General features: G+C 38.6%; 22 protein-coding genes. 5 read left to right on the top strand and 17 right to left on the bottom strand.

The window, feature by feature from the left end; genetic code table 11:
* Positions 1-104: 104 nt before the first annotated feature.
* Complete coding sequence (locus IGJ41_RS02370; protein ID WP_002364825.1) at positions 105-1,622, bottom strand: ABC transporter permease/substrate-binding protein; 1,518 nt, start codon at positions 1,620-1,622, stop codon at positions 105-107.
* Entirely contained in the window at positions 1,623-2,576 is a 954-nt protein-coding gene (locus IGJ41_RS02365) for an ABC transporter ATP-binding protein (RefSeq protein ID WP_002367993.1), read from the bottom strand.
* 236 nt (positions 2,577-2,812) lie between these two features.
* Between IGJ41_RS02365 and IGJ41_RS02360 the strand changes: the two genes are divergently transcribed.
* On the top strand, positions 2,813-3,832 hold the full coding sequence (locus tag IGJ41_RS02360) for an acyltransferase family protein (RefSeq protein ID WP_002355505.1): 1,020 nt from the start codon (positions 2,813-2,815) through the stop codon (positions 3,830-3,832).
* Between the two features lie 164 nt (positions 3,833-3,996).
* Here IGJ41_RS02360 and IGJ41_RS02355 read toward each other — a convergent pair whose 3' ends face one another.
* The 4 genes from IGJ41_RS02355 to IGJ41_RS02340 all read right to left on the bottom strand — a co-directional run bounded on the left by IGJ41_RS02355 (position 3,997) and on the right by IGJ41_RS02340 (position 8,416).
* Positions 3,997-4,230 carry a hypothetical protein gene (locus IGJ41_RS02355; RefSeq protein ID WP_002355504.1) on the bottom strand — a complete coding sequence of 78 codons (234 nt, stop codon included), beginning with the start codon at positions 4,228-4,230 and terminating at the stop codon, positions 3,997-3,999.
* A gap of 144 nt (positions 4,231-4,374) precedes the next feature.
* A complete protein-coding gene (gene pepV / locus IGJ41_RS02350) occupies positions 4,375-5,790 on the bottom strand; it encodes a dipeptidase PepV (RefSeq protein ID WP_010774448.1) in 1,416 nt (471 codons plus the stop codon).
* A gap of 133 nt (positions 5,791-5,923) precedes the next feature.
* A complete protein-coding gene (locus IGJ41_RS02345; protein WP_002355501.1) occupies positions 5,924-6,658 on the bottom strand; it encodes a pseudouridine synthase in 735 nt (244 codons plus the stop codon).
* Positions 6,659-6,766: 108 nt separating this feature from the next.
* The gene (locus IGJ41_RS02340) at positions 6,767-8,416 is read right to left on the bottom strand and encodes a putative polysaccharide biosynthesis protein (RefSeq protein WP_002364837.1); all 1,650 of its coding nucleotides are present in this window, start codon (positions 8,414-8,416) and stop codon (positions 6,767-6,769) included.
* A gap of 203 nt (positions 8,417-8,619) precedes the next feature.
* Here IGJ41_RS02340 and IGJ41_RS02335 point away from each other — a divergent pair, with 203 nt between their 5' ends.
* Entirely contained in the window at positions 8,620-10,146 is a 1,527-nt protein-coding gene (locus IGJ41_RS02335; RefSeq protein ID WP_438713807.1) for a UDP-N-acetylmuramoyl-L-alanyl-D-glutamate--L-lysine ligase, read from the top strand.
* A gap of 66 nt (positions 10,147-10,212) precedes the next feature.
* On the opposite strand, the gene IGJ41_RS02330 is transcribed toward IGJ41_RS02335, so the two are convergent.
* The gene (locus IGJ41_RS02330; RefSeq protein WP_104855621.1) at positions 10,213-10,785 is read right to left on the bottom strand and encodes an alpha/beta hydrolase; all 573 of its coding nucleotides are present in this window, start codon (positions 10,783-10,785) and stop codon (positions 10,213-10,215) included.
* Between the two features lie 30 nt (positions 10,786-10,815).
* Between IGJ41_RS02330 and IGJ41_RS02325 the strand changes: the two genes are divergently transcribed.
* A complete protein-coding gene (locus IGJ41_RS02325) occupies positions 10,816-11,790 on the top strand; it encodes a ring-cleaving dioxygenase (RefSeq protein WP_002358652.1) in 975 nt (324 codons plus the stop codon).
* A 112-nt stretch (positions 11,791-11,902) separates the two neighbouring features.
* Positions 11,903-12,076: a hypothetical protein gene (locus IGJ41_RS02320; protein ID WP_002355495.1), complete on the top strand. Its 174-nt coding sequence runs from the start codon at positions 11,903-11,905 to the stop codon at positions 12,074-12,076.
* A gap of 75 nt (positions 12,077-12,151) precedes the next feature.
* Here IGJ41_RS02320 and IGJ41_RS02315 read toward each other — a convergent pair whose 3' ends face one another.
* From IGJ41_RS02315 to IGJ41_RS02305, 3 genes are all read right to left on the bottom strand, one after another.
* Complete coding sequence (locus IGJ41_RS02315) at positions 12,152-12,622, bottom strand: C-GCAxxG-C-C family protein (RefSeq protein ID WP_002384891.1); 471 nt, start codon at positions 12,620-12,622, stop codon at positions 12,152-12,154.
* Between the two features lie 52 nt (positions 12,623-12,674).
* Positions 12,675-13,403, bottom strand: a complete 729-nt coding sequence (locus IGJ41_RS02310; RefSeq protein WP_002361233.1) for a YebC/PmpR family DNA-binding transcriptional regulator — start codon at positions 13,401-13,403, stop codon at positions 12,675-12,677.
* A gap of 130 nt (positions 13,404-13,533) precedes the next feature.
* Positions 13,534-14,043 carry a VanZ family protein gene (locus IGJ41_RS02305; RefSeq protein ID WP_002355488.1) on the bottom strand — a complete coding sequence of 170 codons (510 nt, stop codon included), beginning with the start codon at positions 14,041-14,043 and terminating at the stop codon, positions 13,534-13,536.
* A gap of 127 nt (positions 14,044-14,170) precedes the next feature.
* On the opposite strand from IGJ41_RS02305, the gene IGJ41_RS02300 reads away from it, so the two are divergent.
* On the top strand, positions 14,171-15,997 hold the full coding sequence (locus IGJ41_RS02300; protein ID WP_438713804.1) for a M3 family oligoendopeptidase: 1,827 nt from the start codon (positions 14,171-14,173) through the stop codon (positions 15,995-15,997).
* A 24-nt stretch (positions 15,998-16,021) separates the two neighbouring features.
* Here IGJ41_RS02300 and IGJ41_RS02295 read toward each other — a convergent pair whose 3' ends face one another.
* The 7 genes from IGJ41_RS02295 to IGJ41_RS02265 form a co-directional block, all read right to left on the bottom strand.
* The gene (locus IGJ41_RS02295; protein WP_002367982.1) at positions 16,022-17,362 is read right to left on the bottom strand and encodes an MATE family efflux transporter; all 1,341 of its coding nucleotides are present in this window, start codon (positions 17,360-17,362) and stop codon (positions 16,022-16,024) included.
* A gap of 174 nt (positions 17,363-17,536) precedes the next feature.
* Positions 17,537-18,187, bottom strand: a complete 651-nt coding sequence (locus tag IGJ41_RS02290; protein WP_002361229.1) for a uracil-DNA glycosylase — start codon at positions 18,185-18,187, stop codon at positions 17,537-17,539.
* Positions 18,188-18,273: 86 nt separating this feature from the next.
* On the bottom strand, positions 18,274-19,674 hold the full coding sequence (locus IGJ41_RS02285; RefSeq protein ID WP_104874317.1) for a M24 family metallopeptidase: 1,401 nt from the start codon (positions 19,672-19,674) through the stop codon (positions 18,274-18,276).
* A gap of 12 nt (positions 19,675-19,686) precedes the next feature.
* A complete protein-coding gene (locus IGJ41_RS02280) occupies positions 19,687-20,448 on the bottom strand; it encodes a DeoR/GlpR family DNA-binding transcription regulator (protein ID WP_104855763.1) in 762 nt (253 codons plus the stop codon).
* A 128-nt stretch (positions 20,449-20,576) separates the two neighbouring features.
* Complete coding sequence (locus tag IGJ41_RS02275) at positions 20,577-21,422, bottom strand: VOC family protein (protein WP_438713802.1); 846 nt, start codon at positions 21,420-21,422, stop codon at positions 20,577-20,579.
* A 42-nt stretch (positions 21,423-21,464) separates the two neighbouring features.
* Entirely contained in the window at positions 21,465-22,061 is a 597-nt protein-coding gene (locus tag IGJ41_RS02270; protein WP_002355475.1) for a nitroreductase family protein, read from the bottom strand.
* A 170-nt stretch (positions 22,062-22,231) separates the two neighbouring features.
* Positions 22,232-23,167 carry a LacI family DNA-binding transcriptional regulator gene (locus IGJ41_RS02265; protein ID WP_016625972.1) on the bottom strand — a complete coding sequence of 312 codons (936 nt, stop codon included), beginning with the start codon at positions 23,165-23,167 and terminating at the stop codon, positions 22,232-22,234.
* Positions 23,168-23,170: the final 3 nt, after the last annotated feature.

Here is a 23,170-nt window from a genome sequence, read left to right as displayed (position 1 = left end):
CCAAAAATGAGTAAAAATACAGGTACTTTTCACATTAAACTCTTTATTTATCTGAAAAAGACTGGATAAATGTTTATATACCAGTCTTTTTCAGTAAAAAATACTTATTTAAGAAGATTCTTTTCTTTTAAATAGTCTTTCGCCACTATGCTAGGGTCCTGCCCCTCCACATTGACTTGATAATTCATTTCACTCATTTCTTCTTCGCTAATTTTTCCTGCCAATTTATTCAATATTTCTGCTAATTCTGGATATTTTTCCAACGTTGCTGTTTTAATAAGTGGTGCTCCTTGATAAGGCGGAAATAGTGCTTGATCATCTTCTAACGTTACTAAATCGTATTGTTTCAATTCACTATCCGTTGAATAGGCATCAATCACATTTACCTCACCATTATTAATCGCTTGATAGCGTAATGCCGGTTCCATCGATTGGACATTCAGATTTAAATGATATTTTTCTTGTAATCCCTTATAACCATCTTGCCGATCAATAAATTCTAACGTAAAACCTGCTTTCAACTGATTGCTAATTTTCTGTAAATCACTAATCGTTTTTAATTGATGCGCTTTTGCAAATGAGCGCTTAACTGCGACGGCATACGTATTTTCATAGCGCATCGGTTTCAACAAAGTAAGGTTTTCTTGTTTTTTCAAGCCAGCGCGTGCCGCTTCATAGACTACTTGAGGTTGATTGTCTAGCTGAGGAGGATTTTTTAAAAAGGTTTCGATCACTGTTCCTGTAAATTCCGGATAAAGATCGATTTCATCTGATTTCAAGGCATTATATAAAAAAGTAGTCTTGCCAAAGTTTGGCTTTAACGTCACCTGAATGTCGCTATTTTCTTCAATTAAGGCTTTATACATATTAATAATAATATCTGGTTCCGCTCCTAATTTGCCAGCAATTGTCAGCTGTTTTTCCTTTGAAGAAGTTTGTTGATTCCAGAAAAATGAACCACCTAACAAAAGGCCTAAAATAGTACCGCCAATGATTAGTCGCCGCCCATTCGCTTTTTCCAACCAATGAATTCCATAATTAAATAAGACTGCTAGTGCAGCCGATGAAAGGGCTCCAATAAAAATCAACGATAAATTATTTCGATCAATTCCTAATAAAATGAAGGTCCCTAAACCACCTGCTCCAATTAACGCCGCCAACGTGGCCGTACCAATAATTAAAACGGTAGCCGTTCGAATACCTGAAATAATAAATGGTAATGCCATTTGCAACTCAAACTTAAACAGTTTTTCTTTTTTACTCATCCCAAATGCTTCTGCGGCTTCTTCTAACGAAGGATCAATTTCCGTCAAACCAGTATAGGTGTTTTGTAAAATTGGGAATAAGGCATAAATCACTAGCGCAACAATTGCCGGTGGTCGACCAATACCAATTAACGGAATCAGTAAGCCTAGCAAGGCTAAAGAAGGGATGGTTTGGAAAATCCCAGTCACTTGTAACAGACTTTCCGCTAACTTACGATGACTCGTTAAATAAATGGCTAAAGGAATTGCAATCAACGCAGCGAATAATAACGAGATAAAGGACAATTGCATATGCTCGATTAACGCTTGCAGATATTCTTCTTTTCGAGCGAAAAAAGTTTCAATCAGTGCTTGCATCTACTGTCCCTCGCTTTCCAACAGCTGTTCCATAAAACGAGTAATCGTTTTTGAGGTGATACACCCTAAAACTTGTTGTTTTTCTACTAAATTTGCTTTCTCTTGTGCATTAATGAGTTGGACAATCTCTTTTAAATTGGTTTCCATGAAAACAGTCGGCACTGGCTCAATCGTCTCATCTGCGGCTTCTAAAAATGCAGTCAAGTCAGCGCCACAATAGTTCGCTAGTTCTGGCGAAGATTGTTTGAAAAATTGACCGACAAAATTATTTTTCGGATGTTTTTGAATGGCTTCTGGCGTATCGACTTGAATAATTTTGCCAGCGTCCATAATACAGATGCGCTCCCCTAACAATAAAGCTTCATTCATATCATGGGTCACAAAAACAATGGTACTCGCTAATTCCTGATGAAGTTCTTTCACCAAACGTTGAAGATGATGTCTTGAAATCGGATCTAGCGCGCTAAAAGGTTCATCCATTAAAATCACTTCTGGTTCGGCTGCAATGGCGCGTAAAATCCCGATACGTTGTTGTTCGCCTCCTGAAAGCGCTGCTGGCTTACGATGCAGATATTCCTCAGGATTCAGCTGAACTTTTTTCAATAGTTCAATGGTTCGCTCTCTGCGTTGCTCTTTGGGCCATTTTTTCATTTCAGGAATCAACTCAATATTTTCCGCCACGGTTAAGTTAGGAAATAAGGCAATTTGCTGAAGAACATAGCCAATTTTTAGTCGTAATTCACGTAAAGGGTAGTTGGTTACCGCTTGTTCATTGAGAGCCACTTCACCTGTCGTTGGCTCAATGAGTCGATTAATCATTTTCAAAGTCGTCGTTTTTCCACTACCACTCGGCCCTACTAATACAAAAAATTCGCCTTGTTGGATTGTTAAATTCACATCGGACAAAACGGCATTTTCTTGATATACTTTTGAAACATTTTGAAATTTTATCATTTATTTTCACCGCATCTTTCACTTCTTAATAAACAAAATCTTTGGAGGATCGTCACTCTTTCAGTATAATTTAAGACTAACATCCTGCCTAATTTTTTGTTTTAAGCGCAAGTATGTGGGGGCTCATTTAACGGCTGCCGGTTCGTATCTACAATTATCTACTCAATGAATGGAAAAATTGTCCTCTTCTGCCTTAAACAAAAGTGAACTGTTTTCTACTAAAAGGAGTGATCGTTATGGAAAACGACAAGCGAATTTATAAATGGGACAACGTGAAACTTTTTTTAATTTTCTTAGTGATTTTTGGGCATATTTTAGATCGTGAAGCTTCTCCTTCACGACTCATGGAAACGATCAACTTTTGGATCTATTCATTCCATATGCCAGCCTTTATTTTTGTCTCTGGACTCTTTAGTAAACATGCCATTAAACAACGAAAATATCTACGCTTACTTTCCTTTGTTTGGCTTTATCTCTTAGCGAAGTTGTTGATTACGCTTGCTAATTTCGCCTTTGCAAATAAAATGAATTTTGATTTACTGAACGAAACGGGCGTTCCTTGGTACTTACTTTCCTTAGCAAGTTTCTACTTAATTACCATCTTTCTTCAGCGCGTTCAGCCGAAAATCATGTTGCCAATCATCATTGTTATCGGCTGCGCCTCAGGCTATTTGCCTGTGGAAGGTTTCTTGTCTTTAGGACGGACTCTGGGCTTCTTCCCTTTCTTTTATTGTGGCTACTTAATGGATATTCAAAAGCTGCAAACCTTTTTAGATCATCGCAAAGTCAAATGGGCAGCGATAGGCGTAATTTTAAGCTCCTTTTTATTTGTAAATAGTCAATGGTCATTGGCAACGAAATTTTGGGGTTTCTTAACTGGTTGGGCTTCCTACGCTGAAATTAGTCCGGCCTTTGAATACAGTAGTTTCATTCAGCTGTTCTTTTACGTTGCTGCAGCATTGGTGTCTCTTTCTTGGTTTGCATTATTGCCGAAACGAAAGTTACCTTTAAGCGCCCTCGGAAAAGATACCCTCTACCCTTATCTTTTGCATATGCCCTTAATTATTCTGTTGGAAAGTGGTTTACAATTAGACACACTCTTTAAAGAATGGTTTACTTTCCGAATCCTGGCACTTTTCTTCTTAGCCCTCTTCATTTTAGCTATTACGAATATGCCTGTGGTGAAACGGGGAGCGGATTATCTTTTTAATCCAATTGCGTATGTGTTGCCAAAACAATGGTTAAAAGTTAAATAAAAAAAGAAGAGCGTGGGACAAAAATCACTTTGGATTTTTGCTCCACGCTCAAAAACTGTTAAACGGCGAGAGTTGCAATGTTTCACTGTGAAGTATGAACAGATGAAATCATCGTACCTACTTGGTTCTTGGAGCTAAACACTTTTATCTCAGATTTTTTTCGACTATTGAAACAATCCTTTAATTTTATCAAACAAACCATCGGTCGTTGTATCAGCTAACATCGCTGTAATTTTATGATAGTGTTCGCCTAATTCATCTTTATGTTCTTCAATGAATTGTTGCGCATGTTCCACGTTGCCTTCTCCAATTAAATCTTTTGCTTTTTGAACTAATTCTTCTACGTTCATCTTCACACGTCCTTTGATTAAATAGTTAACAATAAGTGTTTCACTCATTGCGTTTTCTCCTATTTATCGTATCGTGGGATCCTTTGATTTGCAAGAAATTTTCAGTAAATTGACGGTTCTGATTTTGGGTTTTTAAAAGGCAAAAATTGCAAAAAAAAGCTGTTTTCGAAAATCGAAAACAGCTTTTTTACTTTACTTCGCTAAACGATAAATCGCATCTGCATAAATAGCAGCTGCTCGGAATAAGTCATCTAATTCCATAAATTCGTTGGCTTGGTGCATTGTGTCTGTGTAGCCAGGGAACATTGCGCCATAGGCAACACCACGTTTTAATAAGCGGCCATAAGTACCGCCACCAATGATTTGTTCTTGGCCTTTTTCGCCTGTATGGTCTTCGTAAACTTGTAGTAACGTTGCCACCAATGGATCATCAACTGGTACATAATGCGGTTCTTGGTTGCGATCTCCTTGTGTTGCAGTGACCGTTTCACCGACTGTTGCTTGAACTTTTGCTTGTAATTCTTCTGCTGAAGTTCCTTTTGGATAGCGGAAGTTTAATGTTACTAAGCTATTTTCAGGATTTTCTGGATCAAAGTTAACAATCCCAGCGTTCATTGTCAATTTACCCATTTTTTCGTCTTCAAAAGCCACGCCTAATTTTTCACCATAAAAATCTTCATGGATAAATTCAGCAATGGTATTAATAAAGCTGTATGCGCCTTCTGCAAAGCTGTAATCATTTAAGAAAGTTGCCAAGAAAGTCGCTGCGTTAATTCCAGATTGTGGGCTAGCACCGTGAGCACCTTTACCAACTACATGGAAAGTCACTGTTTTATCTGAAAGTTCTGCGTTACCTGAAATTTTTGCTTCTTGTTTGATGAATGTTTCAAAGCTAGCAGCTAGTGAAGCCGCTTCGTCTGCTGAAGCAGCCGTTACAACAGCATCTGCTGTTCCCGGAACCATGTTTTCACGTAAGCCAGATTTGAAGCTTTCTAATTTATAATCAGCGCCGTTACCGCCTCGGAAAGTTAAACGAATAGTCACATTTCCTTTTTCCCCATTAATAATTGGGAACTCAGCATCTGGTGAGAAACCGAAGTCTGGTGCTTCTTCATGTTGGAAATAGTAATCCATATCGCCCCAGCCGCTTTCTTCATCACTTCCTACTACGAAACGAATTTTTTTAGACACGGGTAAGCCTAATTCTTTGATAATTTTCATTGCGTAATAAGCAGCCATACTTGGGCCTTTATCATCGCTTGCACCACGTGCATAAATTTTGCCATCTTTAATGACTGGTTCATAAGGATCTGTTTCCCAACCATCACCAGCAGGAACAACGTCCATATGACCAAAAATCCCTAACGTTTCGTCGCCTTCACCATATTCAATGTGTCCAGCGTAATTGTCGACATTTTTCACCGTAAAGCCATCACGTTCACCATACGCTAACATGTGTTTTAAGCCAGCAACTGGCCCAGGTCCAAAGGGCGCTTCAGGTGTTGCTCGTGCATCATCACGTTCACTGTTGATCCGTAATAAGTTTTGTAAATCTTCTAATAAGTCGTCTTTACGTGCTTCGACTTCTTTTGTCCAATCAATTGTCATTTGTTGTCACTCCTATTCATAAAGTTCTACATAGTCAATCATACCATTTTATGCAGAAAAAGAAAGAAACCCGACACTATTTTTCGAGAAAATTTTTATCTTTTCCGCAGAAAGTGCTGGGTTTTCGTTTATTTTAATTGAGGTATGATTGTTTAGGTTGTAGTTGTTGCAATTCGGCTTCTGTTAAGGGCCGATATTCCCCTAGTTCTAACGTTTCATCTAACCATAGTTCGCCCATTCGTAATCGTTTTAAATACGTCACAGGTTTGCCTACAGTGGCTAACATCCGTTTGACTTGATGGAATTTTCCCTCTTGAATCACTAAACGGACTACGGAAGTCCCTTCTTCCTCATTGATCGTCTCAATGACTAAGCGACTTGGTTTAACCATTTCTCCATCTTTCAAGGCAAATCCTTGCGCAAACAGTTGACAATCTTCCGCTGTCACAAGTCCCTCAACTTCAGCTAAATATTCTTTATCCACATGCTTTTTAGGCGATAATAATTGATGCGCTAACTGGCCATCATTTGTTAACAGAAGCAAGCCTTCGGTATCTTTATCCAAGCGACCAACTGGGAACAAGTCGGCACGGTAATCCTGATCAGTTAACAAGTCAATTACCGTTTCATCTCGCTGATCTTCCGTCGCAGAAATGACACCTTGTGGTTTATGCAACATGTAATAAAAGAATTTCTGATACGTAAGAATTTCTCCCATCAAGGCAATTTGATCTGTTTCTTCATTTACTTGTGTTTTGGCTTCTTTTACGACGTCACCATTCACCGTAACGACTTTTTTCTTTAACAATTGTTTGATTTCTTTACGACTACCGATACCAACATCGGCTAAAAATTTATCTAAACGCATCGTCATTCCTCTTTCCTTTAAAAAAATAGCTTGGGACATAAATCGAATCGATCGATGTCTCAAGCCTTGTCTCTTAAGAGAATCTGCTGAAAGGAGTTCAATCAGCTATTATTTAATATTGAATTTTGCACGTAATTTTGCGGCATTTTTCCCTAATAAACGATCAGCTAAGCGAATCTTCAAGACCGAATAGCCATAAAAAGCGCCTCCTGCAGCAGCCACAATTACAACGATAATGAAAGCTTGGAAACGTCTAGTTGGATCTAAAAATAGATACAAGAACTGACGGAAAATCAAAGCGATAATCATCATGATGACTGTAATACAGAACATTAACAATGTTCGCCGTAAGGTTAATTTGTAATTAAAACGTGTCACTTGACGAATTCTTCTTAGAATCAATACGCAAGAAACCGTAAAGCCAATCATCGTTGCTAATAACGGACCGTAAACTTCAAATAAACGGATTGCGGGGAATTGCACGATTAATTTCACAGCTAAACCAATTCCTAAATAACGCATTGCGTCACGATTTTCATACATCCCCATCAACATATTTGACACTAACATATACAAGCCCAAGAATAAACTAGCGTAACAAGCTTGCACTAATAAAGAAGTGCCTAAAGCATCTGGCATGTAAAAAACAGTGTATAGTGGTTGCGCTAAAACAATCATACCGAACGTTGCTGGCAACATTACAAACACAAAAAGTTGTAAATTATTACTAATCAAACGCGCTAACTCACGGTGATTTTTTAAGGTGACCGCTTCTGTAATTAACGGTAATCCAGTAGCCGAAATCGAAGTCGCTAAAGCCACGACAATCATGGTTAATTTGTCCGGATTGGCATTAAAAATACCGAAAAGCTCTCGTAATTGGGTATCTGAATAATCCGTAAACAAACGCATAAAGTTTGAGAAAGTAAACTGATCGACAAGTTTAAAGACCGTCACCCCTGAGCCAACTACGATAAAAGGAATCGCCTCTTTAAAAGTTTCAATCAATAACTCTTTTGGAGCAATTTCATGTTCATTGGCGCTGTGTTCTTCTAAATAATCAAATAATGGTTTTTGTTTGTACATGTAATAACCTAAAACCGCAAAACTTGCGAGCATCCCAATAAATGCCGCAAAAGTGGCTTGAGTCACCGCTGTAACGTAATTACCTTCAAAGACTTTCATGATAATAAAAGCGGTTAATAACATGTAAAAAACTCGTGCTACTTGTTCAACAATTTGTGATAAAGCAAAGGGCATCATTTCTTGATTTCCTTGGAAATAACCGCGAATGACACTCATGCTTGGGAAAACTAAAACGGCTAAACTTAATGAACGCATTGTTGGAACTAATTCAGGACCTCCGCCAGACAAAGCTGCTAATGCCGGAGATGCCAAATACATCACAATAGCAAAAACCACACCTAAGCCACCCATTAGTTGTAAGGCACGATAAAAAAGCTGTCGACTAATTTTATATTCGTTCAATGAATTATAATGCGAGGTCTGCTTGGCAATCGCACCTGGAATTCCGGCGGTAGAGATCATTAGGAATAAGGCATAAATCGTATACCCCATTGAAAACAAACTGTTCGCTTCGTTTCCGTGCTCGCCCATCCAAGCGTACCAGGGGATGATGTAAATCGCCCCTAACATGCGGGAGATAATATTACTAGCTGTCATCCAAGCTGAGCCTTTGACCATTTTTTCTTGGTTCGTCAGGATTGGTTGATCAACTGAATTTGGTTGATTGATCATTTTGTCCTCCAATATTCTTTGAGTATGCTTTCTTTATTTTAATTGTTCATCTTGGGATATGCAACGACTTTCTCGAAGAATTATCCTATTTTAACATTTCTCATGGATTTTCTCACGCTAACGAGATGGTTTTTTTAAAAGAAAAATAATGCTATAATGACATCAGTTTTGAAATTTCGTTGAAACGTTTGGAGGAAAAAAAAGTGACGATTTCATTATTCGCAATTCGCGATTGCTTAGAAAAAGAAGATTTATTAAAAGAATTTATTTCACCAGAAGGCTGGCACTTGACTCTTTCCGACACGTTAGGTCAACGAGAAGTAACGGCTCTTTCTTACGATTCGAGAGACGTAACAGCAGAAACACTCTTTTTTTGTAAAGGATTAAACTTTAAAGAAATCTATTTAGAAAATGCTGTAAAAGACGGCCTAGAAATCTATGTTTCTGAGGTGCCTTATGAGGTTCCGGCGCAACTAGGAATTATCGTAACTGACATTAAAAAAGCAATGGCTGTGTTAAGCATGGCTTTTTATGATTATCCACAAAATAAATTAAAACTGATTGGCTTTACTGGAACCAAAGGTAAAACAACAGCGGCTTATTTCACCAAATATATTTTAGATGTTGCTACACAACAAAAAACAGCCTTGCTTTCTACCATGAATTCGACATTAGATGGCAAAACATTCTTTAAATCTGCATTGACTACACCCGAATCTTTGGACTTGTATCGAATGATGGCAACCGCTGTTGCTAACGGGATAACTCATTTTATTATGGAAGTTTCTTCCCAAGCCTACAAAACTAATCGTGTCTACAAGCTGTTTTTTGATGTCGGCATTTTTTTAAACATTACCCCCGACCATATCAGTCCAATTGAACATCCAACCTTTGACGATTACTTTTATTGCAAACGTCAATTGATTACACATTCTAAAGTCATTGTGTTGAATCACGAAGCTGATTATTTTCCATTACTTAAAGAAACTGCACAACAGCAAAAAGTCCCTGCCATTGTCTATGGCAGTCAGCCGGCTCCAGAAGTAGACTATTCATTCGCTGTTTCTTCAGAGGATTCCTTACGTTTTATCGTTGAAAGTCCTGCAGATGCGTTAGGATTGGCCGGCTCTTATCACCTTCGTTTAGGTGGTGATTTTAACAAAGGTAATGCGTTAAGTGCGGCGATTGCCAGTGTCCTTGTGGGAGCTTCAAAAGAAGAGTGTCAACAAGGGATCGCAGCAACCACCGTCCCTGGCCGGATGGAATCTTTAACGAATACCAACGGTGCAACCGTCTATGTTGATTACGCTCATAACTATGACAGTTTGAAGAATCTTTTAACCTTTGTCCGTGAAGAACATCCTGACGGCCGCTTAATTGTTCTTGTTGGTAGCACGGGAGACAAAGCGATTTCTCGCCGCAAAGACTTTGGTAGGGTTCTTTCTGAATTGGCTGATGTTGCAGTCCTAACAACCGATGACCCAGCCAGTGAAGATCCAGCAAAAATTTGCCAAGAAATTCAAGCCCATATTACCAAAGAAATGCCTGTTTACACCGTTTTAGATCGTGGCGAAGCAATTGCTCACGCATTGTCTTTAAGCACAACGGCTGATGATGCGATTGTCTTAGCTGGTAAAGGCGCCGACCTTTATCAAAAAGTAAACGGCATAGATGAACCTTACGCAGGAGACTTTGCCCTTGCGGAAGCTTTCATTAATAAAAAGAACTAAATCATTTAAACACACATGAAAAAAACAAGCTGCAACCACTTATCAACAAAGGTTGCAGCTTGTTTTTTAAAGAACTTCTTTTATTTTCGTTACTTCTTCTTCCGATAAGCCATGACCGCCATCCACTAGTAAAAAGTCGACTGGGAAATGTTTCTTTAATTGATTAGCTAAAGAAAGAACTTGTCCCGGAATACTCAACTCATCCTGAGCCCCTGTTGTGACAATCACTTTTGTCGCAAACTCACCAGATACATATTGATAGCCTAAATTGCTTGGATGCAGTAAAATAACAGTGTTAGCAATAGTCGGGTTCTTTTCTAACAGGCCTAAAATAAAATTGGCACCGTTAGAGTACCCTATAAAAATAACTTCATCGTATAACTTTCGCGGTTGCCAAACTTCTTCTAGAAACGCAGTCACTCGCTCATCAAAGTTAGCACGAGGTAAGGCTCCATTAACTAATGGCGCAAAAAAGCGTCGCTGTTCGCCTACACCTTCTGTCCCTAAGTAACTTAGAACACTCGCTTCTGGATAAAGGGTTGCGATGGTCGTTAATAATTGATATTCATTGCCACCAGTACCATGGAAAGCGACAACTAATTGATTAGGTTTCGACCCTTTTTGAAAAAATTGTTTCATTTAATAAACCTCCAAGAAAGGAATTTTACTATGTATGCACAAATTCATCACATCTCTATTTTAAATCGATTGATAAAGCCTACATTTGACTTCTATCATAATACACTGGGATTAAAATTACTAATGAAAACGATCAACCAAGATGACCACACCATGTATCACTTATTTTTCTCAGATAATGAGCAACGAACAGGTACCGAATTAACTTTTTTTGAATTGAATGATGGCCAAGATCAATCCTTTGGGACAAATACAATTGAACGAACTATTTTAAAAGTACCAACGCGCGCCTCTTTGGATTTTTGGGCAGAACGTCTTGAGCAAGCGGGTATCTGCCACTATGGTGTGGAAACATTTAACCAACACCCAATTTTGCGTTTTGAAGCGCCCGATAATACGCAAATGGCGCTTGTTCCGTTACGTGAATTTGAAAATGCGGAAGATTATTTTCCAGCTGAGCATTCTGAAATTCCAGTAGAACATGCAATTTTAGGCATTGATGCAATTCAATTACGCGTCCAATATGCCGCAGCTACCAAACAACCTTTAGTGGATTATTTACATTGGCATGAAAAAGAAACAGTACCTTTTTTTGAAACTGCGCATGAAGTAACCGTTCTGGAAAATCATCATCCACAGTTTTATCAAGAGGTACACATCATTGATGACCGTACCAATCCGCTTGCCATTGAAGGAATTGGTGGCGTTCATCACGTCGCCTTTGGGGTGGAAGATACGCAAGAATTAACGCAAGTTGATAGCCTGTTAGAGGAAAAGAATTTTACAAACTCAGGAATTAAAGACCGCGAATTTTTCAAATCATTGTATTTTAGAGAACCGAACCACTTGTTATTTGAAGTAGCCACACAAAAAGGCCTGTTAGATGCCGAAGCCTACGAAAATCAAAGTTCAAACTTTGATGAAATCCCCCTTTATTTGCCTCACTTTTTGGCAGATCAAAGAGAACGAATCGAAGCGATTTTAGCACAACAACGCCATGAGTAAACAAAAATAGCGGTTCTAACCGCTATTTTTGTTTTTTAATATCCTATTATTGCCCTTTTTTGAAAAAAAGGAGTACACTAATAGTAGATGAACTGCGCAAGGAGGTGAGTACATGTTATCTAAGGAAGAAGTTCTACACTTATTGAACGAAGCAAAAAAAGAAGTCGATCGTTTAGAAACAAACCGCCAAGAAGATTTAGGTAATTCAATCAACTATATTGAAAATGAATTACAGCTCCAACGTGTCTTATCTCAAGTGGAAGCTTATGAAAAAGTACTTGGTTAATTGATTACGTATTAAATGAGAGAGGAGCAACCAGATTCAGGTGAATGAATCTGGTTGCTCCTCTCTCATTTTTTACTAGACTAATTCGTAAGCAAGTTCTCGTGCAATAATTTTTGCGGTTGTTTCAGCGATTTCTCCAGTAAAGCCAATGCATTGTTCCATATGCTCAGGTGAACCCATCGTCATTTTACTTGTCAAAATACTGCAGCAAACCACTCGATGCTTTTGTCGAAAACTTTGATGCAATTCGTTGGCTAAAGCCATCGTTTTATTTACTTGTTCTCCTTTGGCTTCTGTCCGACCAAAAAAGTAGCCCAGACACATAACCCCGCCTGAAAGAGCACCACAAATACACTTCGCTCCTCCAACACCTACAGGAAACCCAGAAGCCATGGCCACAGCTTCAATGGGAATCTCCGCATCGAAGTGTTGCCGAATGGTCGCCACAATCGCTTCCGAGCAATAAAAATCACCGTTACGATAATAGGCTTCCGCTTCTTCCCTGATTGCTTGTAAACAAATTCTCTTTTTCAAAATGCCCTCCATTCTGTATCCGCTTTCATTTTATGAATAAAAGGATGCCAAGCATCCCTTTATTTTATAGATTTTCTGCAGAGGTAAATACTTCTGACACATCATCATCGTCTTCTAACTTGTCAACCAAGCGCTCTAATTGCGCTTTTTGTTCATCGTTCAAGGTTAGTAAGGTTTGCGGAACCATTGTTAATTCAGCTTGTGCTAATGAATAACCTGCTTGTTCTAAAGCATCGCGAACCGCTGTAAAATCTTCTGGTGCTGTGTAAATTTCAAATACTTCTGGTGATGTTTCTAAATCCTCGCCGCCTGCTTCCAAAACGACTTCTAGCATGTCGTCTTCCTCAATTGCATGATCTTCTCGCTTAATGACAATATAGCCTTTACGATCAAACATATAATTCACCGAACCCGTTTCACCTAAAGAGCCACCATTTCGAGTAAACGCGACGCGAACATTGGTGGCCGTTCGGTTGCGGTTATCTGTTAGTGCATGAACTAAAACTGCCACGCCACCTGGCCCGTATCCTTCATAAGTTACCTCGTCATAATGTTCCCCTTCACCAGCACTACTGGCTTTTTTTATGGCGCGCGCAATATTATCATTGGGCATATTGGCTGACTTAGCTTTATCGACTGCTAAACGTAAAGCAGGATTCATTGCGGGGTCAGGGCCACCTGCTTTTGCCGCCATATAGATTTCCCTTGAAACTTTTTGGAAAATTTTCCCACGTTTGGCATCTTGCGCATTTTTACGCCCTTGAATGTTGCTCCATTTGCTGTGTCCTGACATCCTTGATTCCTCCTGACTTTTCGTTACTATTCTCCTTTATTCTACTCTTCTTTTCAGTTAGGAACAAGCGCTACCAAAAAAAGACCCTCGCTTATCCATCTTTCTGACGAATAAACGAAGCTCTTCTAAATTAGCGTCTTCTTTTTTTATTTTTCTTCAAACCATGAACCACCAAACAAATAACGATGGCTGTCAAAGCACCCATGGCATCCAACATAACATCTTGAAAAAGAGGGGTCCTTCCGCCTGTGATCATTTGATGAAATTCATCTAAACCTGCATAGCCAGTAGCAGCTAGCCAGGAAACAACAGCTGTTAAAAACAGACCTTTGATTCTTGGCACTAATCCAATAAACCAACTACCACCTAATAGAAAATACGTACCAAAATGGGCTCCCTTACGAATAAAAAATTCAACAAATTTACTATAACCACTAGCTTGAATGCTCACTTCACTGCCAGCATATTGAAAAGAAATGTTTTTTAATTGTTCTTCAAAAGGATGACTGCCCAGAAGTTTATCTAAAAGACCAACTTGTGATTGCTGTTCATACGTCTGTGATGAACTGAAAAATAAAATGGCCATAATAACAAACGCAATGACTAAATATAAATTACTATCTTTCAAATAATTTTTCATATAATCCTCTTTTCTTGGTTTCAAGTTGCCCCGTGTCTGCCACGGAAAATTCTTTTTTATTATAGTCGGTTTCGAGGGAAAAAGAAACAACTTCTCTTAGGTCTTATGATATACTGAAAAGAAAAAAATGAAAGAAGGATTGGATATGACCTATTCTATTACATGGGATTTAGACAGTATTTTCCTCAATGGGAGCGAGTCCAAAGAACTTAGCCAACGAATGACTCAATTAACCGAACAGACAAAAGAGTACCATCAATTAATCACAGAATGGACACCAGAAAGTGCCCAAGGCAAAGAACAATTTGCTGAAATCTTAACGTTACAAGGGAAAATCTCAAATGGCTTTTCACAATGTAATAGTTTTTTAACTGCTTTAATTTCTGCTAATACTAATGATACCAAGGCCAAAATTTTATCAGGCGATTTATACAATCTGTTGCCAGCGATTCAATTAGCTGAAACCATTTTTACTAAAAAAATCACCGAGATTTCAGCAGAACATTGGCAAGACCTGTTAGCCGAAGAACCGTTTAAAACAATGGCTTTTCGCTTAAATGAATTACGACGTGATGGAAAAAAACTGCTTTCCGAACAAGAAGAAAATATCATCAATACGCTTTCTCTAGATGGGTTAAATGCTTGGAGTACACATTACGATACGATTGTTGCTTCCATTGTGATTCCTTTTGAAGAAAAAGATGGCTCTGTGACAGAACTATCTGCAGGCCAAGCCTTTAACCGCATGATGGGAGATCCTGACAAAGAGGTTCGTCAACGTTTGTTTACAGCCTGGGAGAAAGCTTGGAGTGGCAAAGCTTCAATTTTAGCAGACACCCTAAATCACTTGGATGGGTTCCGTTTATCTGATTACAAATTGCATGGCACTACAGATTATTTAGAAAATCCCTTAAACTATAATCGAATGAGTCAAGAAACATTAACGGTTATGTGGGAAACCATCCAAAAAAATAAACAACCATTCGTCGACTTTCTAACGCGCAAAGCGCAATTATTCGGTAAAGAAAAAATGGATTGGCAAGACCAAGATGCACCAATTATTTTAGGTGATTTAGAAGAAAAAACGTATTCCTTTGATCAAGCCGCTGCCTTTATTTTAGAAAATTTCCGTAAATTCAGTCCGAAAATGGCCGATTTTGCCCAAATGGCTTTTGAAAAAAGTTGGATTGAAGCTGAAGATCGTCCAGGCAAACGTCCTGGGGGTTATTGTACAGAATTACCTGAAACACAAGAGTCGCGTATTTTCATGACCTTTGGCAATTCAATCAACGAAGTAGCTACTTTAGCCCATGAATTAGGTCACGCTTTCCATAGTAGCGTGATGTGGGATTTACCTTCATTGAATCGAGAGTATGCCATGAACGTAGCAGAAACGGCTAGTACCTTTGCAGAATTGATTGTTGCTGACGCCACCTTAAAAGAGGCCAAATCAGACGTTGAAAAGATTAACCTTTTAGACACAAAAATGCAAAATGCCATTGCTATGTTTATGAACATTCATGCGCGTTTTATCTTTGAAAATAATTTTTATCAAGCGCGCCAAAAAGGTTTAGTAGCGGAAGAAGATATTACTGAATTAATGTTAGCGGCGCAAAAAGAAAGCTACAAAGATAGTCTTGGCAGTTATCATCCTCATTTCTGGGCGAGCAAATTGCACTTCTTTATTGATGATGTGCCTTTCTATAATTTCCCATATACTTTTGGCTATCTATTCAGCATGGGTATCTATGCGTATGCCAATCAACAAGGCAGCTCTTTTGAAGACCAATACATTGCGTTATTAAGAGACACTGCTTCGATGACAAGCGAAGAATTAGCGAAAAAACATTTAAATGTTGACTTAACAAAACCTGATTTCTGGCAAGCCGGCATTGATCAAGTCCTAAAAGATGTGGAACAATTCATGACTTTAACTGAAAACTATGTAAACTAAGCAAAAAAGAAGCAGTAACCAACATCAGGTTACTGCTTCTCTTTTTTTCAAATAGTTTCGATACGCAAGGTAGCCCACAAGCATTAGTCCAAACGTAACAAATTCAACTACTGGCATGGCTAACCAAACACCGGTTAATCCTAGTAATTTCACCAAAATAAATAAAACTGGCACAATTAAAAAGAACCCACGCAAAGAGGAAATCATTAGTGCCATTTTCGGTTTACGAACTGCCGAAAAGTAATAAATCCCCATAAAATTCAATCCTGTAAACAAGAAGGAAATCGCATATAAGCGGATGGCTGTCCTAGCAATTTGCGCCAACTGGTCGTTCCCTTCGCTATTAAAGACCTCAATAATTTGTCCCGTAAACACTTGACTGATTAAAAAGAACAGGAAGCCGGCGACCAAGTACGTAATAAAGCTAAGTTTAACAAATTTACGCAACACCTTCGTTTCCCCTAAACCATAGTATCGGCTGAGTAATGGTTGCGCCCCTTGCCCAATCCCTGTAAAAATAGCAATCACAATAATATTGAGATTGGCAACAATCGCATAAGCTGAAATCGCCACATGACCAACTAAGTTTAACAAAACAATATTAAATAAAAACATGACAAAGGCCGAAGAAAATTCATTTAAAAAGGAGGAAAAACCAATCGACATAATTTCTCGAACATCCTGAAATTTCACTTTAAACTTTTCAAAACGTAAAACTCGTTGCGGCGACCACTTATGCAACGTAATCAGGATTAAGCTTGTTAAAGGTGACATCACCGTTGCAATGGCCGCGCCTGCCATGCCCCACCCAAATTGATAAATAAAGACATAATCCAAAATAATATTGACAATTCCCCCACTGACAAAAGCAATCGTTGCCAAACGAGGATTATGGTCATTTCTTAAAAAAGTAATCAGGCAATTGTTTAAAATAAATAATAATGAACAGCTAAGGTAAATCATATAATATTCCTTTGCCAAACCAAACAAGACACCGGTCCCCTGAAGTCCCCGAATAATTTGATCGGAAAAAATCAAACTCGCTAAAGTAAAGAGACTTCCTATAACGAAAACTAACCCAATCGTTAAACTAAAATACTGATTGGCTTTTTTGATTTCTTTTTGCGCAACCGTGGTCGAAAACAACGTAGCGCCGCCAACCCCAAACATCCAACCTAATCCATTAATAATATTAACGAGTGGTAAGACAATGTTAAGCCCCGCCAACGCCTCGGTGCCGATCCCATTTGCAATGAAAAATGTGTCCGCCAAAATAAAAATTGATTGCGCCGCCATACTTAAAATTCCTAACAGAACATTTTTATAAAACAACGCAGTAAAATGGTTTTGCTGTGTTTGCTCCATACCCAAATCTCCTTCTAACAAAAAAAGGACTCATTCTTTTTGCTTCAAGGCTTACGCAAAAATCAGAATCCTTCAATTATTCAACCCAGCGATTAAATAATCTGTCTATTTATTGATACTTCTAGGTTAGCATTCTCTCTTCGAAAAAACAACCATCCTTTTATTTTTCTCATTTTAAACTTTCTTAAGCAGTTGCAGTTGTTTTTGAACCACTTGCCAATCTTCTTTCACGACTTCTTTTAAACGATAATTATAAAAGACAGCCGCTGGATGGAAGAGTGGAATGATTTGATAGGTTTTCTGCGTCCAATGATAGTTTTGTGATTGCTCATCAAATGTTTGAATGGGCGACTGAATGACCGTTCCGTGCACTGCAGTGATTGTTGGCTTTGGTCCTAAAAGTCGTTGCAACCCAATATTCCCCAGTGTCAAAATTAGTTCAGGTTGGCAAACAGCGATTTCCCAATCAAGCAAAGGCGCAAAAATTTTGATTTCTTCTTTGGTTGGCGTTCGATTAGGAAATTTGGTTACTCTTTCTCCCGTTTTTGCAATCTGCTTCGTTTTTACAGAAAAAGGCCGACTCCTAACCGCACTGGTGATATACACCGTTTCACGACTTAAGCCAACTTGTTGTAATTGTTCCATCAACAATTGACCTGAACGCCCTATAAATGGTACGTTTTCTTTAATTTCTTCTTTTCCAGGGGCTTCCCCAATCAGCATCACTTTTGGCTGTTGCGGGCCTTGCCCTTCCACAAAACCTTCTAATGGTAAGTCTTTCGCTTTAGCTAAAACTGCTTGTTTCAGATGTTCAGGATAATGCATTTACCATCACGCCTCTCTTCTGGTGTTCTTCCTTCGCTATATTGATTATAAATAAGGCCCAAAAGAAACTCAAAAAAGGAGCCTACTCATTTAGGAGCTGGTTTTTCTACACACAAAGCTTTGTCTTTAGCTAAATAAAAAGGCCGTAAGTAACCAACTAAATTAGACATTGGTAAAACCTCCGTTGGTAAGTCAATCTTCAATGTCTCTTTTAAATAGGCTCTGCGTGTCGCAATCCGTTGCCACATGTCTGGATAAGTTTGCTGAATCTCTTTTTGCAATGTTTCATCAGCCAAAGCCACACATTCTTCTGCACTCACCCCTGTATAACCAGGTACAGAAGGAATAATATCCACTTGAAAGAGCATGCCACTTTCCAAGCGAATGGCTGAATCTGGATAAATAGGCGACGACATCCATTCATCATCCGAAACTAAATGCCCAGGATTCAAATGCCAGTGATAGATTTCTTTTGGTAACTGTTCTTCAATCGCTTGGTACATTTCTCGCCCTAACAGTCCGATTCGAATGGTTTCAAGCCAGTGAACGACAGCTTGAAAATAGGGTTTTGCTACGCGCTCTAAATAATCACGTTGCGCTTCTGGCAATTGCTGCTCGTTTTCAATAACAAAACCTGTTCGGCTAGACAAGCCGCCTTTGTAGCCTGTAGTTAATGATAAGGCATCACCTAACTGAATTTTTTTGGCAGTCGGATACATGTTTGCATATTCAAAACGTTGACCAGTTGCCGCAATGGTTACTACCGTCGGCGTTTGACCTTCATCATTTAACAAAGCCCCAATGTCCGTTTCACGCTGTCCTACTTCAATTGCATTTAAGGCCTTTAACATACTGCGAGAAGCCAAATTCGCCCCATATTCATAGTGCGCCAATTCGTTGGCATTATTTGTTGTGCGGGCCCCCTTTGCTCCAATCAATAAGTGGGTCCCATTTAGTAAACGAGCTTCTTTCGGCAGCGCTTTTTTCAGTGCTTCGACAATAAAATGTGGCACATCAAACATAGTAGCAGGTTCTTGCTGTTGTGTCGTAAACATTTTCCACCCAACGATACCTATTTTTTGAGCAGTTTCATCGAGAAGCGTTTCAAAAATCTGCGCCAACTTTTGTTCTCCAGCCATTGGTTGATTCGGTAGCGAAAAAGCTGGATAATGAATTAAATCGGCTGAGATGCGGGCATGTTGGCACAGTTTTAAATTTTCATTGCCTAAAATAAGTGTCGCCGCACCATCCTTATTTAACACAAGGAGTCCTTCTTCAAACCTCGGAATAAAGCCAGTTAAGTATTCAAAATTACTGCCATGCTCTTTGTCTGCATAGAAGACCAATTGATCGAATTTTTCTGTTTTCATTCGTTGTAATACTTTCTGCTTACGCGCCATCATCGTTTCATTCGTCAAATACGTTGGAAAAACATTCTCAAAAACAGTAGGTTCAGCAATATGTGTATAATTAATTTTTCGCTTCATTATTATCCTCCATTATTCATCTGCAACAATCAACGTTACGCCTGCTTTCGCTAACTGCTCGCAAAATTTTTCATCAGGTCGTGTATCTGTCACTAAACAATCAATTTCTGTTAATTCGCAAATTTTAAATAAACCCGTTTTGTTTAATTTCGTTTGGTCTGCTAAGGCAATGACTTGTTTGCCTTGTTGAATCATTCGCCGTTTGACTTGACCTTCTTCTTCTGTGTGAATAAATAATCCTTGTTCAGATAACGCAAACACACCTAATAATGTATAGTCAGGGGCAAATTCCCCAACCTTAGCGACTGTTTCTGCCCCAAACAAAAAGAGTTGTTGTTTATGCAGTTGCCCAGGTAATACTGTAATTTTGGTTTGATCCATTTGCGCTAGAAGTAGCGCATGACTGAGAGAGTTCGTGATCGCGTGAACCGGACTATTTTCCATCGCTCGAATAGCTTCTTCCACCGTGGTTGATGAATCAAAAAAAATGGACGCTTGTTTGGGAATGGTTGCCCAAACTTTTTGGGCAATCGCTTGTTTTTTCTCTGGATGCTTCACTATTCGTTGAGCATAATCGTAAATAGTTGCTTCAGACTGCACTGAGATAGCACCACCGTGCGTTCTCTTTAAATGTCCTTCCTTTTCTAAACGAATTAAATCTCGCCGAATAGTATCTTTTGAAACGGAGACTTGCTCCGCTAACGCTTCCATGGAAATACTTTTTTGTTCATTCACTATTTTTTGAATCTTGGCTAAACGTTCTTCAATCAACATGCTTCCTCACCTCTTCTAAGTAAAGATAGCATCTTTTGCATTATTTTGCAAACAAATGCAAAATAATGCAAAAAAGACAAAAAAACTAGTCCTTCATTTTCTAACGAAGGGCTAGTTTGAGAGTGGTTTTAATAGGTAAATTGAATAATCATGCCGCTAGGATCTTCTAACGCAAGTAAATGATCTTTGGCAATAAAATGTAACTTTGCTTCTTCCGCATTGGCTTGGACGATCTCTAAATCTGCCGCAGTTGGTAAACGGAAGGTGTAATTTTCTAAGCCAAATTGATTTTCTTGAATCGTTGGCAGCTGTTTGCCGCTCCATGTATTTGTCCCAATATGATGATGATACTGACCCGCTGCAAAAAACTTCGCTTGTTGACCAAAGTTAGACTTTAAGCCAAACCCTAAGTTTTTATAGAACGTTTCAGTGGTATCTAAATCGGCCACTTTCAAATGAATGTGCCCAATTTTAGAACCTTCGGAAATTCCTAGCCAGTGACCGTCAGCTTCTGCAGCTAAACTATCACCGTCTAATTCTTCTGTCACACCGATAATTTCACCATTTGGACGAATATACCAGACTTCTTCTGGTTTATCCCAATAAATTTCGATGCCATTATTTTCTGGATCACTTAAGTAAAGGGCTTCACTATAGCCATGATCTGCTGCGCCAATTTGCACATTTTCCTGCAAAAGCCACAGCAACATATTGCCTAAATCTTTGCGGGTTGGTAGCAGGAAAGCAATATGGTACAAGCCAGTGGTACCCTGATTTTCTTCCCCAGCTGTTAGTTCTTTTAAGACAAGAATTGCATCGTTGGTGCCTTGTGGCGCTAGCCAAGCACGTCCCTCTCCTTGTTTTAAAAGTTTTAAGCCAATTGTTTTCGTATAAAAGTTTACCATTTTATCTAAATCAGCCACTTTCAAAGTGACTTGTTGAATCCCAATATTACTTGGTAATGCTTGAACCATTTGCTTTCACTCCTTTCCTCTTTGTTTTACTAAAGCAATGATTTAGTTGAATTCTTTAAAACGAGCACTATCTTCCATGTATTCTTTTTCGCCAGCTGGCGCTTCAATGGAACCAATAACCATTTGTGCACGTAAATTCCAGTTTGCAGGAATTGACCATTCTGCAGCAACCGCTTCGTCAATGACTGGGTTGTAGTGTTGTAAGTTTGCGCCAATATTTTCTTGCGCTAAGGCAGTCCAAACGTTCGCTTGTGTTAAACCAGTTGCTTGTTCAGACCAAACAGGGAAGTTATCCGCATATAATGGGAAGCTATCTTGTAAGTTTTTCACGATATCTGTATCTTCAAAGAATAAAATTGTGCCCGCACCAGCTGCAAAACCTTGTAATTTAGCTTGTGTGTTTGGAAATGCTTCTGCTGGAGTTAATGGTTTTAAGGCATCTTCAGTCATTGCCCATAATTTTTTGTGAGCATCGCCGAATAAGAACACAACACGTTGTGTTTGAGAGTTAAAAGCTGTTGGACTTTCTCTAACAACTTCTTTTACTAAAGCAGTTACTTCTTCTTTTGAAATTGGTAAGTTTTCTCCTAAAGCATAGATTGAACGACGGTTTTTCATCATTTCAGTAAATTTTGACATAATATGTTCATCCTTTCGAATTTCCTCAGTAAATTCATTTAATTTTGTTTACATGCTTACTATACTACCTTACTAAAAGTAAGTAAAGCTTTTTGTCTTACTTTTTGTAAGTTTTTTTATTTTTTAGCGAAAAACCTTATTCTACCAAAGAAAAAACAACCAGCTTTTTTCTAAGAAAAAGAAAAATCTGGTTGTCGATTAATAAATGTAGAAGTCAATTGAATCGTTTTCGGCCGTTTTTCTTGAAATAAATGTGTGGCTTTTTCCCCTAATTCCATTAATGGATGACAGATTGTTGAAAAATTTAAAATTTCACTTAATAAAGTTTGTTCCTGTCCCACTAAAAAGAGTGGTCTTTCAATAACGGCTTGAATCCCTGCGGCAATTTCATCACCGTTGGTCACAACCGCCTGGAGCGTTGGATCTTGCCCACAGTGTCGTCCTACTTCACACCCATCTTCATAGGTTAAACAGTCCTTAAATAACCGATTTTCAGGAATCACTCCATAAATTTCCTGATATGCGTCAACTAAATAACGTGCGCTTGTACTTTTTTCTGGTGCACGGTTAATCGTAATTGCCACTTCTCTACATCCTTGTTGTTTCAACGCTTGGAAAACCCGCCGATAAACGGTTAAACGATCGATATAGATACTAGCATAACTAGGGTCTTCTATTTTTTCACAAAAAACAACTTGCTCTTTATACGGAGCAAACACACTTAAAGGATTTGCCTTTGACAAAACAATCATGCCATCAAACGCACCCGTAGCCATTTTTTCCAAGTAACTTTTTTCAACTTCTTTATCATAATCCGTTGGTAATAAACTGACCATCATCCCTTGCTGAAATGCTTGGTGGATAATGCCACTTAAAATAGCATCAAAATAAGGTTGATTCGTATAAGGAACCATGACACCTAATGTGTTACTTTTCCCAAAGCTAAGATTTCTCGCTAATATATTGGGCTTATAGCCCAACTCATCGATAATTGCTTGGATTTTCAGTCGTTTTTCTTCAGAAACATAAGGATGATGATTAATCACACGCGAAACAGTCGTAACTGAAGATCCTGAAAGGCGCGCAATTTCTCGAATTGTTGTCATACT

This window comes from Enterococcus sp. DIV1537a, from assembly GCF_051712085.1.
Classification (GTDB): domain Bacteria; phylum Bacillota; class Bacilli; order Lactobacillales; family Enterococcaceae; genus Enterococcus; species Enterococcus faecalis.
This window is presented reverse-complemented; position numbering and strand designations above follow the sequence as displayed.

What these genes read in the sequence shown, in the direction of transcription:
- IGJ41_RS02355 (WP_002355504.1), bottom strand. Translation starts at nt 4,230, where the DNA reads ATGAGTGAAACACTTATTGTTAACTATTTAATCAAAGGACGTGTGAAG.
- IGJ41_RS02360 (WP_002355505.1), top strand. Translation starts at nt 2,813, where the DNA reads ATGGAAAACGACAAGCGAATTTATAAATGGGACAACGTGAAACTTTTT.
- IGJ41_RS02265 (WP_016625972.1), bottom strand. Translation starts at nt 23,167, where the DNA reads ATGACAACAATTCGAGAAATTGCGCGCCTTTCAGGATCTTCAGTTACG.
- IGJ41_RS02330 (WP_104855621.1), bottom strand. Translation starts at nt 10,785, where the DNA reads ATGAAACAATTTTTTCAAAAAGGGTCGAAACCTAATCAATTAGTTGTC.
- IGJ41_RS02305 (WP_002355488.1), bottom strand. Translation starts at nt 14,043, where the DNA reads ATGAAAAATTATTTGAAAGATAGTAATTTATATTTAGTCATTGCGTTT.
- IGJ41_RS02285 (WP_104874317.1), bottom strand. Translation starts at nt 19,674, where the DNA reads ATGAAGCGAAAAATTAATTATACACATATTGCTGAACCTACTGTTTTT.
- IGJ41_RS02310 (WP_002361233.1), bottom strand. Translation starts at nt 13,403, where the DNA reads ATGTCAGGACACAGCAAATGGAGCAACATTCAAGGGCGTAAAAATGCG.
- IGJ41_RS02315 (WP_002384891.1), bottom strand. Translation starts at nt 12,622, where the DNA reads ATGGAGGGCATTTTGAAAAAGAGAATTTGTTTACAAGCAATCAGGGAA.
- IGJ41_RS02365 (WP_002367993.1), bottom strand. Translation starts at nt 2,576, where the DNA reads ATGATAAAATTTCAAAATGTTTCAAAAGTATATCAAGAAAATGCCGTT.
- IGJ41_RS02300 (WP_438713804.1), top strand. Translation starts at nt 14,171, where the DNA reads ATGAAAGAAGGATTGGATATGACCTATTCTATTACATGGGATTTAGAC.
- IGJ41_RS02275 (WP_438713802.1), bottom strand. Translation starts at nt 21,422, where the DNA reads ATGGTTCAAGCATTACCAAGTAATATTGGGATTCAACAAGTCACTTTG.
- IGJ41_RS02325 (WP_002358652.1), top strand. Translation starts at nt 10,816, where the DNA reads ATGTATGCACAAATTCATCACATCTCTATTTTAAATCGATTGATAAAG.
- IGJ41_RS02345 (WP_002355501.1), bottom strand. Translation starts at nt 6,658, where the DNA reads ATGCGTTTAGATAAATTTTTAGCCGATGTTGGTATCGGTAGTCGTAAA.
- IGJ41_RS02270 (WP_002355475.1), bottom strand. Translation starts at nt 22,061, where the DNA reads ATGTCAAAATTTACTGAAATGATGAAAAACCGTCGTTCAATCTATGCT.
- IGJ41_RS02280 (WP_104855763.1), bottom strand. Translation starts at nt 20,448, where the DNA reads ATGTTGATTGAAGAACGTTTAGCCAAGATTCAAAAAATAGTGAATGAA.
- IGJ41_RS02370 (WP_002364825.1), bottom strand. Translation starts at nt 1,622, where the DNA reads ATGCAAGCACTGATTGAAACTTTTTTCGCTCGAAAAGAAGAATATCTG.
- IGJ41_RS02295 (WP_002367982.1), bottom strand. Translation starts at nt 17,362, where the DNA reads ATGGAGCAAACACAGCAAAACCATTTTACTGCGTTGTTTTATAAAAAT.
- pepV (WP_010774448.1), bottom strand. Translation starts at nt 5,790, where the DNA reads ATGACAATTGATTGGACAAAAGAAGTCGAAGCACGTAAAGACGACTTA.
- IGJ41_RS02340 (WP_002364837.1), bottom strand. Translation starts at nt 8,416, where the DNA reads ATGATCAATCAACCAAATTCAGTTGATCAACCAATCCTGACGAACCAA.
- IGJ41_RS02290 (WP_002361229.1), bottom strand. Translation starts at nt 18,187, where the DNA reads ATGCATTATCCTGAACATCTGAAACAAGCAGTTTTAGCTAAAGCGAAA.
- IGJ41_RS02320 (WP_002355495.1), top strand. Translation starts at nt 11,903, where the DNA reads ATGTTATCTAAGGAAGAAGTTCTACACTTATTGAACGAAGCAAAAAAA.